The organism is Rahnella sp. GSA61A, from assembly GCF_019969905.1.
GTDB classification, from domain to species: domain Bacteria; phylum Pseudomonadota; class Gammaproteobacteria; order Enterobacterales; family Enterobacteriaceae; genus Rahnella; species Rahnella aceris.
The window spans coordinates 25,243-40,474 of the sequence record NZ_JAHXYO010000019.1; the positions used below are offsets into that span (position 1 = coordinate 25,243).

A 15,232-nucleotide genomic window follows, 5' to 3' on the forward strand; every position below is an offset into this window, starting at 1 on the left:
TATTTAAGTGTCATACAATAAACAGGCATGGATGACCCTGCCATACCCATTCACGACAGATGTTCGAGACATACCCCGAGTTTAAGAACCCACCATTATGAATCTTACCGAATTAAAGAATACGCCGGTCTCTGACCTGATTGCACTCGGCGAAAATATGGGACTGGAAAACCAGGCCCGCATGCGCAAGCAAGACATTATCTTTTCAATATTGAAGCAGCATGCGAAAAGCGGAGAAGACATCTTCGGTGATGGCGTACTGGAGATATTGCAGGATGGATTTGGTTTCCTCCGCTCCGGAGACAGTTCCTACCTCGCAGGCCCCGACGACATCTACGTATCTCCAAGCCAAATCCGCCGCTTCAACCTTCGTACTGGCGACACCATTTCCGGTAAAATCCGCCCACCTAAAGAAGGTGAACGTTATTTTGCCCTGTTGAAAGTTAACGAAGTTAACTACGACAAACCAGAAAACGCCCGCAGCAAAATCCTGTTTGAAAACTTAACCCCTCTGCACGCAAATTCACGTCTGCGTATGGAACGGGGTAACGGTTCAACAGAAGATTTGACCGCTCGCGTACTGGACTTAGCGTCTCCAATTGGCCGTGGCCAACGTGGTCTGATTGTTGCGCCGCCGAAAGCCGGTAAAACCATGCTGCTGCAAAACATCGCGACCAGCATTGCGTATAACCACCCTGATTGCGTACTGATGGTTCTGCTGATTGACGAACGTCCGGAAGAAGTGACCGAGATGCAGCGTCTGGTGAAAGGCGAAGTTATCGCTTCCACCTTTGACGAACCGGCATCCCGACACGTTCAGGTCGCCGAAATGGTGATCGAGAAGGCGAAGCGTCTGGTTGAGCATAAGAAAGATGTGATCATTCTGCTGGACTCCATTACCCGCCTGGCACGTGCTTACAATACCGTGGTACCGGCTTCAGGCAAGGTACTGACCGGTGGTGTGGACGCCAACGCCTTGCACCGTCCAAAACGTTTCTTCGGTGCTGCGCGTAACGTGGAAGAGGGCGGCAGCCTGACCATCATCGCTACTGCGCTGGTCGATACCGGTTCTAAAATGGATGAAGTTATCTATGAAGAATTTAAAGGTACCGGTAACATGGAATTACATCTGGCGCGTAAAATCGCTGAAAAACGTGTATTCCCTGCCATCGACTACAACCGCTCTGGTACCCGTAAAGAAGAGCTGTTGACCACTTCTGAAGAACTGCAAAAAATGTGGATCCTGCGTAAAATCATTCATCCGATGGGTGAGATTGATGCGATGGAATTCCTCATCAACAAGCTTGCAATGACTAAGACAAATGACGACTTCTTCGACATGATGAAACGTTCGTAATTTGGTGTAACGTCAGATCAACGCCACGCACAGTCGTGGCGTTTTTTGCTTTTGGTGGCTACCATAATGCTACTTTGGGAAGATTGTCAGACTATTCGGATAATAGCTGATGGTTTTCCACGTGCCCTTTCTTTACTTTGTCGGTTGATTGCCCAAGAAATGGCAGCAGATAAGGTCTTGCCCGAGACAAAACCATAACTGCCACCATAGGATATGATTTAAGGCTGTGAGGTTTATGATGCTTTCGACTCCACACACCTTATTTTTGCAGAAGAGAATTCTTAACTGTGAATTTACTCAATATGAGTACTGAGCTAGCTGTTGTTTTCGTATTTTCATTCCTCTTTTTATTCGTTGCCCGGAAGGTAGCGAATAAAATCGGACTTGTTGATAAGCCAAATTTTCGTAAGCGTCACCAGGGACTGATCCCACTGGTGGGTGGGATCTCTGTATTTGCTGGCGTTTGCTTTGCCTTTCTGATCACCAGTTATACCATCCCCCATGGCTATCTTTACCTTGCCTGCGCCGGACTACTGGTATTAGTCGGTGGTCTGGATGACCGTTTCGATATCAGTGTCAAAACCCGGGCGATGGTTCAGGCTGTGGTCGCTGTTGCGATGATGAGTTTTGCTAATCTCACCCTTCGCAGCCTCGGACATCTGATTGGTCCCTGGGAAATGGTATTAGGTCCGTTTGGCTATCTTGTCACCCTGTTTGCCGTTTGGGCTGCTATTAATGCCTTCAACATGGTCGACGGTATTGATGGCTTACTGGGTGGCTTGTCTTGTGTCAGCTTTGGCTCGTTAGGCATTATCATGTACGACAGCGGACACATGGAACTCGCGTTCTGGTGCTTCGCGATGATTGCCGCGATCATCCCCTATATTTTACTCAATCTGGGTGTTTTAGGGCCCCGTTACAAAGTCTTTATGGGTGACGCTGGCAGCACGCTGATAGGGTTTACTGTCATCTGGATCCTCCTGCAAAGTACGCAAGGTGAATCTCATCCGATGAATCCGGTGACGGCACTTTGGCTTATCGCTATTCCCCTGATGGACATGGTTGCCATCATGTACCGACGCCTTCGCAAAGGAATGAGCCCGTTCTCAGCGGATCGTCAGCACATTCATCATTTGATCATGCGTGCAGGTTTTACTTCTCGCCAGGCTTTCGTCTTAATTACCGTCGCTGCCGCCATTCTGGCGGGGATTGGCGTGGTGGGCGAACATCTGAGTTTTGTTCCCGAATGGATAATGCTGGCTTTATTCTTCGTTGCCTTCCTGGTGTACGGCATTTGCATCAAGCACGCCTGGCGCGTGGCGCGGTTTATTAAACGGGTTAAAAGACGTTTGCGCCGTTCCTCTAATCAATAATCACTTTTTTAAGCAAGGGCATACTGGCTGTGGATAAACCAGAAATGATGAGAAACCAGAACGAACACGCCATCGAGAACGAGCTTGATATCCGTGGGTTGTGCTGCACTTTATGGAACGGAAAATTCTGGATTGCAGGTCTGGCGATACTCTTTGCCTTAATCGCCCTGGGCTCGTCTTACCTGATGAAACAGGAGTGGAGTTCCACGGCGATCACGGATCGACCTACGGTCAATAATCTTTCGTCCTATTTCTCGCAGGCACAGTTTCTGCGTAATTTGGATGTGCATAACGCGCCGCAGTCAGACGCCAGCAGGCCACCCATTTCTGATGAAGCCTACAACGAGTTTGTCATGCAACTCGCGGCTTATGACACCCGCCGGGATTTCTGGCTGCATAGCCCTTATTACAAGCAACGTCAGGAAAATGATGCGCGTGCTGATGCCGTTTTGCTGGATGAAATGATCAATGACATTCAGTTTACTGCCCGTGATGTACCGAAAGTGCCGAACGATATTGTGAAACTCACTGCGGAAAACGCCGCTGATGCTAATAAGCTTTTGCGCCAGTATGTCGATTTTGCCAGCCAGCGTGCTGCACAGCATCTGTATGATGAACTGGAAGGCGCGTGGGCGGCACGAACGCAGTCAATGAAAGCGCAGGTCAAACGTCAGGAAGAAGTTGCTCAGACTATTTTCAAGCGCACCACGCATAATACCGAGCAGGCACTGAAGATTGCTCAGCAGCAAAACATTCATAAAAGTGTGACTGACACCCCCGCTGAAGAATTACCGGATTCCGATATGTTCCTGCTGGGTGTGCCCATGCTCAAGGCCCGTCTTGAATTACTGCAAGCATCCGGTCCGGGGTATGATCTGGACTACGATCAGAACCGTGCGATGCTGTCGACCCTCAACGTCGGGCCAACGCTTACGGCAAAATTCCAGACTTATCGTTATTTGAGAACGCCTGAAGAACCTGTAAAACGTGACAGCCCGCGCCGGGCATTACTGATGATTATGTGGGGCATTGTCGGTGGTTTAATCGGGGCTGGTGTTGCCCTGACTCGCCGTAAAAATAAGAGAAACACATTGTGAAAGTGTTGACGATTTTCGGCACTCGTCCGGAGGCTATCAAAATGGCCCCGCTGGTGCTTGCTTTGTCGCAGGATGCGGCTTTTGAATCTAAAGTTTGTGTTACGGCTCAACACCGTGAAATGCTCGATCAAGTATTGCGCCTCTTTGAAATTACTCCGGATTATGATCTCAACATCATGAAACCAGGGCAGGGTCTGACAGAAATTACCAGCCGGATCCTGACCGGGCTTAAGCCTGTTCTGGATGAGTTCAGGCCTGACATTGTGCTGGTTCACGGTGATACCACCACGACGTTATCCGCCAGCCTTGCGGCGTTTTATCACCAGATCCCCGTCGGGCATGTTGAAGCAGGCCTGCGTACCGGAGATCTGTCTTCTCCGTGGCCGGAAGAAGGCAATCGCCTGTTAACAGGTCATCTGGCGAAATGGCACTTTGCGCCCACCGAGAATGCCAGTGCCAATTTGCAGCGGGAAAATATTGCCGGAGAGAATATTTTTGTCACTGGAAATACGGTGATTGATGCACTGCTCTGGGTTCGCGACCGCTTTAACAGCGATGCCTCGCTGGCCCAACAACTGGCTGATAACTATCCATTTCTTGATGTGAACAAAAAGCTGATTTTAGTGACGGGCCACCGCCGTGAAAGTTTTGGCGAAGGCTTTGAGCGGATTTGCTCGGCCCTGGCGGAAATTGCGTGCAAGCACCCTGATGTACAAATTGTTTATCCGGTGCATCTCAACCCCAATGTCAGCGAGCCGGTGAACCGCATTCTGCAAAGCATCGACAATATCGTGCTGATTGATCCTCAGGATTATCTGCCGTTCGTTTATCTGATGGATAAAGCCTATCTGATCCTGACCGACTCCGGCGGCGTGCAGGAAGAAGCGCCTTCACTGGGCAAGCCCGTGCTGGTGATGCGTGAAACCACAGAACGTCCGGAAGCGGTTGATGCCGGAACAGTCCGGCTGGTGGGTACAAATCCCGCTAAAATAGTCGAGGAAGTGAACCGTCTGCTGAACGATGAAAACGAATACAACAGCATGAGCCGGGCGCACAATCCTTACGGCGACGGGCATGCCTGCCGCCACATTCTTGACGCATTGAAAAATCATTGGGTATCACAATGAGTTTTAACACTATCTCTGTTATCGGACTGGGCTACATCGGTCTGCCAACCGCCGCCGCTTTTGCCTCACGCCAGAAAAAGGTGGTGGGTGTTGATATCAATCAGCATGCCGTGGAGACGATTAACCGCGGTGCGATCCACATTGTTGAACCCGATCTCGACCTTCTGGTCAGACAGGCGGTTGATGCGGGATTTTTGCGGGCAGTGACTCAGCCTGAACCTGCGGATGCTTTCCTGATCGCTGTCCCGACGCCATTTAAGGGCGATCATTTACCGGATATGAAATTCGTCGAATCTGCGGCACGTTCTTTGGCGCCGGTTCTGAAAAAAGGCGATCTGATCATTTTGGAGTCCACGTCACCAGTGGGTGCGACAGAGCAAATGGCCGCCTGGCTGGCAGAAGTCCGCCCTGACCTGAGCTTCCCTCAGCAGGCCGGTGAGCAATCCGATATCAATATTGCCTATTGCCCGGAGCGCGTGTTGCCAGGGCAGGTGATGGTTGAACTGATTAAAAATGACCGCGTGATTGGTGGCATGACATCAGTTTGTTCACGGCGTGCCAGCGATTTGTATAACATTTTTCTCGAAGGCGAATGTGTTATTACCCACTCCCGCACTGCCGAAATGTGCAAGCTGACGGAAAACAGTTTCCGTGACGTAAACATTGCCTTTGCTAACGAATTGTCGCTGATTTGCGATGCGCAGGGCATTAACGTCTGGGAACTGATCAGCCTGGCGAACCGCCATCCGCGGGTAAATATTTTGCAGCCGGGGCCGGGTGTGGGCGGGCATTGTATTGCGGTTGATCCGTGGTTCATTGTTGCGCAAAACCCTGAGCTGGCAAGAATTATCCGCACGGCGCGTGAAGTGAACGACAGCAAACCGCACTGGGTGGTGGAGCGCGTGAAAGCGGCACTGGCAGATTGCCTGACTACCACGGGCAAACGTGCAGCCGACATCAAAATCGCCTGCTTTGGTCTGGCGTTTAAACCGAATATTGACGATCTCCGTGAAAGCCCGGCAGTGGAAGTGACGCACCTGATTGCCGACTGGCACGCCGGAGAAACCTGGGCGGTTGAGCCTAATGTGCATCAGCTTCCTGCTTCTCTGGCGGACAAAGTGACGTTACATCCCCTTGATCGCGCGCTGGAAGAAGCCGATCTGCTGGTGATGTTAGTCGATCACAAGCCGTTCAAAGCGATCCCTGCTGATCAGGTCCGGCAGTCATGGATTGTGGATACCAAAGGCGTATGGCGATAAACCTGCCTTTGCACGGCAATATCGCCCCGCTCGAATGGGAGAGTGATTTCTTCCAGCTCAACAGTGCGCGTCTGACGCCAGAGGCCTCTGCCGGTGAAATCACGCCGCAGAGGCTGGAACATTATGCGCTGGTGCAGTCGAAAGTGGATGCGTCACAAACGCACACGCTGGACGCACTTTCTGCGCTGGGTTTCCGGCTGGCAGAAGGTGAAACGGACATTTGTGTCGCGGTGACGACGCAAGATAATGCGCTGATGGCCGGGCGTCTGGCGGTACCGGACAATATTGCGGATGTGACCGCGATTGCCCGTCAGGCTTTTCATCTCAGCCGTTTTCGCGCGCCCTGGTATCAGCCTGATGACAGCGCCCGTTTCTATGCGATGTGGTCGGAAAAGGCGGTGCTGGGTACGTTCGACCATCTTTGTCTTTGGGCCGATGACGAGCAGGGCAATGCGCTGGGTTTTGTCACCTTGCGTCGTATTTCGCAAGACGAAGCAAGAATTGGCCTGCTGGCTGTCAGACCTGAATATCAGGGGCAGGGAGCGGGCAAAAAGTTAATGGCGGCTGCGAAAAAATGGTGTGCTGAACAGGGCGTGTCGCGAATGTATGTGGCCACGCAAACCGGCAATATCGCGGCCTTAAATCTTTATCTCGCCAGCGGTGGCAAAGTTATCCGCACGGCGTACTGGTTGTACAGGTGAAACGATGATCCCTTTTAATGCGCCACCGATTGCGGGTACTGAAATTGATTTCATGCGCGAGGCGATGAACAGCGGCAAACTGTGCGGTGACGGCGGGTTTACCCTGCGCTGCCAGAAATGGTTTGAACAGCGTTTCAACTGTCCGAAAGTTTTGCTCACGCCGTCCTGTACGGCCTCGCTGGAAATGGCCGCGTTGCTGCTGGATATTCAGCCCGGCGACGAAGTGATTATGCCGAGCTTCACGTTTGTTTCGACGGCCAATGCGTTCGTTTTGCGCGGTGCGAAGATTGTATTTGTGGATGTCCGCCCGGATACCATGAATATTAATGAAACCCTGATTGAAGCGGCTATCACGGAGAAAACGAAAGTGATTGTCCCGGTGCATTACGCGGGCGTGGCCTGTGAAATGGACACCATTATGGCACTCGCCGAAAAACATCATCTGTTTGTAGTGGAAGATGCCGCGCAGGGCGTGATGTCGACCTACAAAGGCAAAGCGCTGGGCACTATCGGCCATATCGGTTGCTTCAGTTTCCATGAAACCAAGAATTACACGGCGGGCGGCGAAGGCGGTGCCACGCTGATTAATGATCCGGCCCTGATTGATCGTGCTGAAATCATTCGTGAAAAAGGCACCAACCGCAGCCAGTTCTTCCGCGGTCAGGTGGATAAATACACCTGGCGTGATATCGGTTCCAGTTATCTGATGTCCGATTTGCAGGCTGCGTATCTGTGGGGAAATCTGGATGCGGCTGAAAAGATTAATCAGCGCCGTCTGGCAATCTGGAATCAGTATTATGAGGTGTTGCAGGATCTGGCCGATGCAGGCCGCATTCAGTTGCCTTCGGTTCCACAAGATTGTGTGCAAAACGCCCATATGTTCTATGTGCGCCTGAACGATATCGACGACCGCGACGCGTTTATTCGTCACATGAAAGCGGCCGATATTCTCACCGTATTCCATTACATCCCGCTGCATGCTTGTCCGGCGGGCGAAAATTTTGGTCGTTTCGCGGGTGTCGATCGTTTCACGACAAAAGAGAGTGAGCGGCTGGTGCGTTTACCGTTGTTTTACAACATGACCGATGACACGCAGCGCGTCGTGATTGCGGCCATGCTGCAATATTTCGCCTGATATGTCGCTGGCAAAAGCATCAGTCTGGACCGCCGGTTCTACGCTGATTAAAATTGGTGCCGGGTTGCTGGTGGTGAAATTGCTGGCCGTAACCTTCGGCCCTGAAGGCGTGGGGCAGGCAGGCAATTTCCGCCAGCTCGTAACCGTACTTGGCGTTCTGTCCGGTGCAGGTATTTTCAATGGTATTACCAAATACGTTGCCGAATATCATCAGGATCCTGAGCGGCTTAAAGCCGTACTCGGCACGTCGTCTTCGCTGATTTTGGGTTTCTCGACGCTGCTGGCCGCCATCTTTTTGCTGGCCGCCGGGCCCATCAGTGTCGGGTTGTTCGGGCACGATCGCTATCAGGCCGTTGTCCGGGCCGTGGCCTTTATCCAGATGGGCATTGCTTACGCCAACTACTTTCAGGCCATCCTGAAAGGTTATCGTGATGCGATGGGTAATGCGCTGGCCGTGATTGGCGGCAGTCTGATTGGTTTACTGGCCTATCTGTTGTGTTTCAAACTGGGTGGCTATGAAGGCGCGCTGGCCGGGCTGGCGCTGGTGCCTGCACTGGTAATACTCCCTGCGGGTGGCATGGTGTGGCGACGAAAATCCTTTCCGCTGGCCTACTTAAAACCGGGCTGGGATCGCTTTATCGCCAGCCATTTGGGGAAATTTACCCTGATGGCGCTGATCACGTCTGTTACGTTGCCCGTGGCGTATGTGATGATGCGAAATCTGCTGGCGGAGCATTACAGCTGGAAGGATGTGGGGATCTGGCAGGGCGTCAGCAGTATTTCTGATGCCTATTTGCAGTTTATCACCGCTTCTTTCAGCGTGTATTTATTGCCGACGTTATCGCGCATGACTGATAAACGCGATGTCTCGCGTGAAATCGTTAAGTCGTTAAAATTTGTTCTGCCCGCCGTGGCGGCCGTCAGTTTTACTGTCTGGCTGCTGCGCGACTTCGCCATCTGGTTGCTGTTTTCAACACAATTTATCGCAATGCGCGATTTGTTTGCCTGGCAGTTAGTCGGTGACGTACTGAAAGTCGGCTCGTATGTTTTTGGCTATCTGGTGATTGCGAGAGCGTCTCTGCGCTTTTACGTGCTGACTGAAATCAGCCAGTTTGCGTTACTGACGGGTTTTTCACATTGGTTGATCCCGATACGGGGTTCCCTTGGCGCCGCGCAAGCGTATATGGCGACGTATGTCGTTTATTTCGCCCTGTGCTGTACCGTATTTGTTATTTATCGTAGACGAGCATGACAACGCTGATTCACGTTTTGGGATCTGACATTCCCCACCATAATGTCACCGTGCTGCGCTTTTTTAATGATGTTCTGGCCGAATGTGCGCCTGAAAAGCTGATTTATCATTTTATGGTGGCGGCAGCGGATGCATCAGCATTTGCTGAATTCACTCGTCTGGATATTCGTGTTTACCCGGACAAAAAATCGCTGGCCGATGCGGTTATTTCCCGCGCCCAGGATCGCACACATCACTTCTTCTTCCATGGTCAGTTCAACCCGACGCTCTGGCTGGCGCTGCTGACCGGCAAAATTAAGTCGCAACAGGCCAGCTGGCACATCTGGGGTGCCGATCTTTATGAATCGGCAGGGGGTCTGAAATTCCGTCTGTTCTATCTGATGCGTCGTCTGGCACAGGGACGTATCGGCCATGTTTTCGCTACCCGCGGCGATCTGATTTATTTCCATCAGCGACATCCGCGTGTACCGTCCTCATTACTGTATTTTCCGACGCGCATGGATCCGTCACTGACGCTTCCAGCCGGTCAGCCTGAACCGACAGGGCCGATGACGGTGCTGGTCGGCAATTCCGGTGACCGCACTAACCGACATATTGAAGCGCTGCGTTCGTTGCATCAGCAGTTTGGTGCGGATATCCGGGTGATTATCCCGATGGGGTATCCGGCCAATAATCATGCGTACATCGACCAGGTGCACAGTGAAGCGTTGAAACTGTTTGCGCCCGAAAACATTGAAGTGATGACTGGCTCGATGCCTTTTGCTGATTATCTTGATGTGCTGCGCCGTTGCTCGCTGGGGTATTTTATTTTCGACCGCCAGCAGGGTATCGGGACGCAGTGTTTGCTGATTCAGTTCGGCGTGCCGTTTGTGGTCAGCCGTCAGAACCCGTTCTGGCAGGATTTGGCGGAGCAAAATCTGCCGGTACTGTTTTATGGTGATGCGCTGGATGCCAGAACCGTGGCCGAAGCGCGCCGTCAGTTGCTGAACACGGATCGGGAGAATATCGCCTTCTTCAACCCGAATTACATCGCGGGCTGGCAACAGGCATTACTGCTGGCGGCAGGAGAAACATCATGACAATGGCACAGCTTGGCGGCCTGTCTGTCGTTTATGCGTTCTCGCTGTTGTTCATTCTGACGCTGACTTATAAAGAATTCCGCCGCGTACGTTTTAACTTCAACGTCCTGTTTTCGCTGTTGTATCTGCTGACATTTTATTTTGGTTTTCCGCTGACCTGTCTGCTGGTTTTCCAGTTCGATGTCAACGTCGTACCGGTTGAAAACCTGTTACAGGCGATGCTGGCCGCAACCTGTTTTTACGGTATTTATTATGTCAGCTATAAAACGCGGCTCAGGGCGAAACATGAAGGCCCGTCCCGCCCGCTGTTTACGATGAACCGTGTCGAAACCCATCTCACCTGGATGTTGCTGGCGCTGATTGCGGTGGTGACGGTTTCTATTTTCTTTGCGCATAACGGCTTTTTGCTGTTTAAGCTCAAGTCGTACAGCCAGATTTTTTCCAGTGATGTGTCCGGAGTTGCGCTTAAACGCTTCTTCTATTTCTTCCTGCCGGCGATGCTGGTGGTGTTCTTCCTCAAACCCAATCCGCAGCGCTGGCTGTTTTTCCTGGTGAGTACCGTCGCATTTGGCCTGCTGACGTACATCATCGTCGGCGGGACGCGCGCGAATATTATCATCGCGTTCGCACTGTTTTTGTTTATCGGCATTGTACGCGGCTGGATTAGTTTGTGGATGCTGGCGGCGGCAGGCGTACTGGGTATCGTTGGTATGTTCTGGCTGGCACTTAAACGCTACGGATTGAATGTCAGCGGCCCTGAGGCGATTTACACGTTCCTTTATCTGACGCGTGATACGTTCTCGCCATGGGAAAATCTGGGGCTGTTGCTGCAAAATTACGACAAAATTAGTTTTCAGGGGCTGGCGCCTATTGTCCGTGATTTCTACGTCTTTATCCCCGGCTGGCTGTGGCATGACCGTCCGGGCGTAGTGCTCAACACGGCCAACTATTTCACCTGGGATGTGCTCGACAACCATTCCGGTCTGGCCATTTCGCCGACGCTAATTGGCTCACTGGTTGTGATGGGCGGCGTTTGGTTTATCCCGCTTGGCGCAGTGGCTGTGGGCATGATCATTAAATGGTTCGACTGGCTTTATGAAAAAGGCAAAGCCGACACCAACATTTATAAGGCCGCCATTTTGCAAAGTTTTTGCTTTGGTGCTGTGTTCAATATGATCGTACTTGCCCGCGAAGGCGTGGATTCCTTTTTCTCGCGGGTGGTGTTTTTCTGTGTCGTATTCGGCGCCTGCCTGATTGTCGCAAAACTGTTGTACTGGATGTTTGACGCTGCCGGGCTGATACGTGCCAAAATGCCGGTCAGGAAAAACCTCATGGAGCCTTTGGCAGTAAGGAAGATGGATGAATTTGGAGAATAAAATCCCGCAATACGACATCCGTGGGATCCGCCTTTGGGGCTTTCGCAATATGGCGCATTTTCTCGATTATCTTTTTGCCGGTCATCAGGTGAAAAACGGTTCGCTGGTGGCGATAAATGCAGAGAAAGTGCTGACGGTCGAAAGCAATCCTGAAATGCGTACGCTGATCGAGCACGCGGAATTTAAGTACCCTGACGGGATCAGCATTGTGCGGGCTATACGGCGTAAATACCCGCAGTCACACGTCTCGCGTATCGCGGGTGCTGACCTCTGGGAAGGGCTGATGGAGCGAGCAGGCCGTGAAGGAACACCGGTCTTTCTGATAGGCGGTAAGCCGGAAGTACTGGCGCAGACAGAAGAAAAGCTGCGCGCCAAGTGGAACGTCAATATTGTCGGTAGCCAGAATGGTTATTTTGTGCCGGAACAGCGCGAGGCATTGTTCGAAAGGGTGAAAAGCAGCGGCGCGGCTATCGTGACCGTGGCAATGGGTTCACCAAAACAGGAAATCCTGATGCGCGATTGCCGCCTTGTGCATCCTGATGCGCTTTATATGGGCATCGGCGGAACCTATGACGTCTTTACCGGACATGTTAAACGTGCGCCTAAAATCTGGCAAAATCTGGGGCTGGAATGGCTCTACCGGTTGATTTTACAGCCGAGCCGTTTACGTCGTCAGCTCAAACTGCTTAAATTTATCCGTTATTACTACACCGGTCGTCTGTAATACTTGCGCCGTGGCTGATCTTCAGCGCGGCGTTTTACCTCTCATTTCACTCCATCGTTTACTGTCGTTTTCACCCTGACATGTCTACCCGTGCGGATCTTTCTCAATTGTGATTTGCAACTCATGCTGAAATGCGGAACCATAGCGCCGTTTTTCCGCCCTATATGGGCATCATCACAAATAAAAATAACATTTCGGTCATTCCGGAAGGCAAACACAATTAAAGAGAAACTGAGGAACTATGGCGAATCAAGAGGAAAAGGGTGGGCTACACCGGGGGCTTGAAGCGAGACATATTGAGCTGATAGCGCTCGGCGGCACCATCGGGGTTGGATTATTTATGGGCGCGGCCAGTACCCTGAAATGGGCCGGGCCGTCAGTATTGCTGGCCTATATTCTGGCGGGCGTGTTCGTCTTCTTTATCATGCGCTCGATGGGCGAGATGCTGCACCTGGAGCCCGTTGCCGGTTCGTTCGCCGTCTACGCCCATAAATATCTTGGGCCATATTACGGCTACCTGACCGCATGGAGTTACTGGTTTATGTGGATAGCAGTGGGGATTTCTGAAATCACCGCTATCGGAGTATACGCCCAATACTGGTTCCCGGATTTACCACAGTGGATCCCCGCGCTGATGGCTGTGGCGATTGTAGCCGCCGCGAACCTTGCCGCCGTTAAACTGTATGGCGAAATGGAGTTCTGGTTTGCGCTGATCAAAATCACCACCATCATTGTGATGATCGTGGTGGGGCTGGCGGTAATCTTCTTCGGCTTTGGCAATCACGGCGAAGCTGTCGGTTTTGCCAATCTGACTGCGCACGGTGGTTTCTTCGCAGGCGGCTGGAAAGGTTTCCTGTTTGCGCTGTGTATCGTTGTGGCGTCCTATCAGGGCGTGGAACTGGTGGGGATTACCGCCGGTGAAGCGAAGAATCCGCAGGTTACGCTCAAACGCGCTATCAACAATATCCTGTGGCGTATCCTGATTTTCTACGTCGGTGCGATTTTCGTCATCATCACCATTTTCCCATGGAACGAAATGGGCACACACGGCAGCCCGTTTGTCCTGACATTCGCGAAGATTGGCATTGCTTCGGCGGCTGGCATTATCAACTTCGTGGTGCTGACGGCGGCGTTGTCCGGCTGTAACAGCGGTATGTACAGCTGCGGACGTATGCTTTATGCACTGTCTAAGAATCGGCAGTTGCCTGCGTTTCTGAGCAATGTCTCGAAAAGTGGTGTGCCGGTTTACGGTATTGCCATCACCATTTTGTGTCTGCTGGTCGGTTCGTGCCTGAACTACATCATCCCGAATCCTGAGAAAGTGTTTGTGTATGTCTACAGCGCCAGCGTACTGCCGGGCATGGTGCCGTGGTTTGTGGTGCTGATCAGCCAGTTACGTTTCCGTGATGCACATAAAGAGAAACTGAAAAACCATCCGTTTAAATCGGTTCTCTTCCCTTATACCAACTACCTGACGCTGATTTTCCTGGCATGTGTGCTGGTCGGTATGGCGATTAATCCGGATACGCGGGTTTCTTTACTGGTCGGCGGTATTTTTATCGCGGCAGTCTCGCTGATATACTTCGGTCTCGGCATGCATAAGCGCGCTGCGCTGACGGCAGAAAAAGCAAAATAACGTCGTAAGTCACGGGTGGGGAAGGCAAGATGCTTACTTTTACTGCGTATTGGATAAAGCGTAATCAAACGCAATATTTCTGATAAAAAGCACTAGACAGCCAAGCGTTAAAACCGTAGTATCCCCACCCGCAACGGCGCTAAGCGCCCGTAGCTCAGCTGGATAGAGCGCTGCCCTCCGGAGGCAGAGGTCTCAGGTTCGAATCCTGTCGGGCGCACCATTTAGTATGCGCTAGAGTTGCGGTGGAATGTTGAAGTCAGACAATTCACGTTAGTTAGAGATATGGTGGCTATAGCTCAGTTGGTAGAGCCCTGGATTGTGATTCCAGTTGTCGTGGGTTCGAGTCCCATTAGCCACCCCACTCTAAAAATGATTTTGTGATTGTGACATGCGATGGTGGCGGAATTGGTAGACGCGCTAGCTTCAGGTGTTAGTGTCCTTCGGATGTGAGGGTTCGAGTCCCTCCCTTCGCACCACACACAAAATACATTTAAATGATGCAGTTAGCGTCAGAAAGTAGTAAGATGCACGACATCGGCGAGTAGCGCAGCTTGGTAGCGCAACTGGTTTGGGACCAGTGGGTCGGAGGTTCGAATCCTCTCTCGCCGACCACATTCGAAGAAACCTGCTTTTTTAAAGCAGGTTTTTTTTCGTCTGGAGTTTCTCAACTCACCCTGTTGTTTATCTGCGACATTCCGCTGTATGCCTGTCTCTTGCAGGAGACACTTATCTTATTGATAAATAAAGCTTCACATAAGCTGACATTCACACGTCGCTCACTGGCGACAGAATGGCGGTTTAACGGGAAGTCTCTGGCTTTCCAAAAATTGACTGCTGAGGGTTAGTGAAAATAAAGCTGTTAATTATCAGTTAAATAAAAAATTTTAAACGGACTCTTGCCATATTGGCACGCGTCCTGCAATATTCCCGCCGTAGATGCTCATTCCACCTATTATGTTTGCTCCGGCTTCATAAACCTGGGAATGATGCAGAGCCAATTTACAGTGCCTATTGTCATCCTGACCGATAACGCGCAAGCGCTATCATCCAGAAGGCAAAACGTTGAGTGAGGCACTAAATCTGTTGTCCTAGACCTGATTGTTTTTAGACACTTGT

12 protein-coding genes and 4 tRNA genes are annotated in these 15,232 nt (G+C 51.4%); all 16 read left to right on the plus strand.

What is annotated here, in order from left to right:
- The first annotated feature begins 97 nt into the window (after positions 1 to 97).
- The 16 genes from rho (at position 98) to LC431_RS20450 (ending at position 14,728) form a co-directional block, all read left to right on the plus strand.
- A complete protein-coding gene (gene rho / locus LC431_RS20375) occupies positions 98 to 1,357 on the plus strand; it encodes a transcription termination factor Rho (protein WP_013577536.1) in 1,260 nt (419 codons plus the stop codon).
- A 287-nt stretch (positions 1,358 to 1,644) separates the two neighbouring features.
- The gene (wecA, locus tag LC431_RS20380; protein WP_015690588.1) at positions 1,645 to 2,730 is read left to right on the plus strand and encodes a UDP-N-acetylglucosamine--undecaprenyl-phosphate N-acetylglucosaminephosphotransferase; all 1,086 of its coding nucleotides are present in this window, start codon (positions 1,645 to 1,647) and stop codon (positions 2,728 to 2,730) included.
- A 44-nt stretch (positions 2,731 to 2,774) separates the two neighbouring features.
- Complete coding sequence (wzzE, locus tag LC431_RS20385; RefSeq protein WP_013577534.1) at positions 2,775 to 3,827, plus strand: ECA polysaccharide chain length modulation protein; 1,053 nt, start codon at positions 2,775 to 2,777, stop codon at positions 3,825 to 3,827.
- Entirely contained in the window at positions 3,824 to 4,954 is a 1,131-nt protein-coding gene (gene wecB / locus LC431_RS20390; RefSeq protein ID WP_037035449.1) for a non-hydrolyzing UDP-N-acetylglucosamine 2-epimerase, read from the plus strand. Before wzzE ends, wecB begins: the two co-directional genes overlap by 4 nt.
- Positions 4,951 to 6,213: a UDP-N-acetyl-D-mannosamine dehydrogenase gene (wecC, locus tag LC431_RS20395; RefSeq protein ID WP_112152381.1), complete on the plus strand. Its 1,263-nt coding sequence runs from the start codon at positions 4,951 to 4,953 to the stop codon at positions 6,211 to 6,213. The genes wecB and wecC overlap by 4 nt, the downstream gene beginning before the upstream one ends.
- Positions 6,180 to 6,914 (plus strand): dTDP-4-amino-4,6-dideoxy-D-galactose acyltransferase, encoded by a 735-nt coding sequence (rffC, locus tag LC431_RS20400; RefSeq protein ID WP_223510286.1) that lies wholly within the window; start codon positions 6,180 to 6,182, stop codon positions 6,912 to 6,914. Before wecC ends, rffC begins: the two co-directional genes overlap by 34 nt.
- Positions 6,915 to 6,918: 4 nt before the next feature.
- A complete protein-coding gene (gene rffA / locus LC431_RS20405) occupies positions 6,919 to 8,049 on the plus strand; it encodes a dTDP-4-amino-4,6-dideoxygalactose transaminase (protein WP_112152379.1) in 1,131 nt (376 codons plus the stop codon).
- Between the two features lies 1 nt (position 8,050).
- Positions 8,051 to 9,301: a lipid III flippase WzxE gene (wzxE, locus tag LC431_RS20410; RefSeq protein WP_112152378.1), complete on the plus strand. Its 1,251-nt coding sequence runs from the start codon at positions 8,051 to 8,053 to the stop codon at positions 9,299 to 9,301.
- Positions 9,298 to 10,380, plus strand: coding sequence for a TDP-N-acetylfucosamine:lipid II N-acetylfucosaminyltransferase (locus LC431_RS20415; protein ID WP_112198179.1), 1,083 nt, complete (start codon positions 9,298 to 9,300; stop codon positions 10,378 to 10,380). Before wzxE ends, LC431_RS20415 begins: the two co-directional genes overlap by 4 nt.
- Positions 10,377 to 11,756 carry an ECA oligosaccharide polymerase gene (wzyE, locus tag LC431_RS20420; protein WP_112198178.1) on the plus strand — a complete coding sequence of 460 codons (1,380 nt, stop codon included), beginning with the start codon at positions 10,377 to 10,379 and terminating at the stop codon, positions 11,754 to 11,756. Before LC431_RS20415 ends, wzyE begins: the two co-directional genes overlap by 4 nt.
- The gene (gene wecG, locus LC431_RS20425; protein WP_013577526.1) at positions 11,740 to 12,480 is read left to right on the plus strand and encodes a lipopolysaccharide N-acetylmannosaminouronosyltransferase; all 741 of its coding nucleotides are present in this window, start codon (positions 11,740 to 11,742) and stop codon (positions 12,478 to 12,480) included. Before wzyE ends, wecG begins: the two co-directional genes overlap by 17 nt.
- Positions 12,481 to 12,721: 241 nt before the next feature.
- Positions 12,722 to 14,116 (plus strand): amino acid permease, encoded by a 1,395-nt coding sequence (locus LC431_RS20430; RefSeq protein WP_013577525.1) that lies wholly within the window; start codon positions 12,722 to 12,724, stop codon positions 14,114 to 14,116.
- A 143-nt stretch (positions 14,117 to 14,259) separates the two neighbouring features.
- Positions 14,260 to 14,336: transfer RNA gene (locus tag LC431_RS20435), tRNA-Arg, on the plus strand.
- A 65-nt stretch (positions 14,337 to 14,401) separates the two neighbouring features.
- A tRNA-His gene (locus tag LC431_RS20440) sits at positions 14,402 to 14,477 on the plus strand.
- Between the two features lie 29 nt (positions 14,478 to 14,506).
- A tRNA-Leu gene (locus LC431_RS20445) sits at positions 14,507 to 14,592 on the plus strand.
- A 59-nt stretch (positions 14,593 to 14,651) separates the two neighbouring features.
- Positions 14,652 to 14,728: transfer RNA gene (locus tag LC431_RS20450), tRNA-Pro, on the plus strand.
- Positions 14,729 to 15,232: the final 504 nt, after the last annotated feature.

Coding starts and splice junctions, on each gene's coding strand:
- rho (WP_013577536.1), top strand. CDS start 98: ATGAATCTTACCGAATTAAAGAATACGCCGGTCTCTGACCTGATTGCA.
- wzzE (WP_013577534.1), top strand. CDS start 2,775: ATGATGAGAAACCAGAACGAACACGCCATCGAGAACGAGCTTGATATC.
- wecC (WP_112152381.1), top strand. CDS start 4,951: ATGAGTTTTAACACTATCTCTGTTATCGGACTGGGCTACATCGGTCTG.
- rffC (WP_223510286.1), top strand. CDS start 6,180: ATGGATTGTGGATACCAAAGGCGTATGGCGATAAACCTGCCTTTGCAC.
- rffA (WP_112152379.1), top strand. CDS start 6,919: ATGATCCCTTTTAATGCGCCACCGATTGCGGGTACTGAAATTGATTTC.
- wzxE (WP_112152378.1), top strand. CDS start 8,051: ATGTCGCTGGCAAAAGCATCAGTCTGGACCGCCGGTTCTACGCTGATT.
- LC431_RS20415 (WP_112198179.1), top strand. CDS start 9,298: ATGACAACGCTGATTCACGTTTTGGGATCTGACATTCCCCACCATAAT.
- wzyE (WP_112198178.1), top strand. CDS start 10,377: ATGACAATGGCACAGCTTGGCGGCCTGTCTGTCGTTTATGCGTTCTCG.
- wecG (WP_013577526.1), top strand. CDS start 11,740: ATGAATTTGGAGAATAAAATCCCGCAATACGACATCCGTGGGATCCGC.
- LC431_RS20430 (WP_013577525.1), top strand. CDS start 12,722: ATGGCGAATCAAGAGGAAAAGGGTGGGCTACACCGGGGGCTTGAAGCG.